General features: G+C 54.8%; 1 protein-coding gene. It reads left to right on the forward strand.

Going from position 1 to position 1062, the window contains the following annotated elements; all coding sequences use genetic code 11:
• Window positions 1-88: 88 nt before the first annotated feature.
• Window positions 89-1006: an IS5 family transposase gene (locus BN4575_RS20325; protein ID WP_068979565.1), complete on the forward strand. Its 918-nt coding sequence runs from the start codon at window positions 89-91 to the stop codon at window positions 1004-1006.
• Window positions 1007-1062: the final 56 nt, after the last annotated feature.

Here is a 1062-nt window from a genome sequence, read left to right on the forward strand (position 1 = left end):
GGCGTTGTTGCCCAAATTGATGCAGCTTGAATGGAACTAACTGAGGGCGCGGTGATCTGATCACCACCACCCTCTTCAAGTCTGCATCATGGGCACGTCGCTTCACCCCATCACTAACTGGCCTCAATACAACAAGTCTTTGATTAACCGTGGTTCACTCACTTTCTGGGTTGATGCCGAGGCCATGGATAACTGGTTTCACCAAGACCATCACGGAAAACGGGGACGCAGCCAGCTCTACACCGACCAGAGCATCTGTACCTTTCTGATGCTCAAAGGGATTTTCAACCTCACTCTGCGGGCCACTCAGGGACTACTCGACTCCCTGTTCGAGTTGATGAATGTGCCGTTGTGCGCACCGGACTATAGCTGTGTCAGCAAGCGGGCACGCACGGTGACGGTGGCTTATCGACAGCCCCCAAAGGGGCGCATTACCGACCTGGTTATCGACTCGACGGGTCTGAAAGTGTTTGGTGAAGGCGAGTGGAAAGTCAGAAAACACGGCGCTGAGAAACGTCGAGTCTGGCGTAAGTTGCATCTGGCTGTAGATCCGGTGACTCACGATATCGTGGCGGCAGAAGTGTCGCTGGAGAATGTGCATGACGCTGAGGTGTTGCCGACCTTGCTCAATCCTCTGCGTCGCAAGCTGGGGCGTGTTTACGCGGATGGCGCCTATGACAGCAAAGCCAGCCATCGGTTGATTGCGCGTAAAGGGGCGACGGCGTGTATCCCGCCTCGCAAGAACGCAGGACTATGGAAAAAGGGCCATCCGAGAAATGAGGCGGTGCTGGTGATGCGCAAGGAGGGGCTAGCGCACTGGAAGAAGATATCGGGGTATCACAGTCGTTCGCTGGCAGAGACAGCGATGTTCCGGTTCAAACAGTTAATGGCAGGCCAAATCACCCTGCGAAAATACAATGGTCAAGTGGGAGAAGTGATGGCGTATGTGAGCGCGATAAACAAACTGAACACCCTTGGTCTGCCTGTAAGAAAGCCCCGAGTGTAGCGGTCACCTGGGGCTGGGGACGTTGTGACCTGATGGCTGATTTAGGAAACAACGCC

It is taken from the genome of Aeromonas sp. EERV15, assembly GCF_900079845.1.
GTDB classification, from domain to species: domain Bacteria; phylum Pseudomonadota; class Gammaproteobacteria; order Enterobacterales; family Aeromonadaceae; genus Aeromonas; species Aeromonas sobria.

What these genes read in the sequence shown, in the direction of transcription:
- BN4575_RS20325 (WP_068979565.1), top strand. Translation starts at nt 89, where the DNA reads ATGGGCACGTCGCTTCACCCCATCACTAACTGGCCTCAATACAACAAG.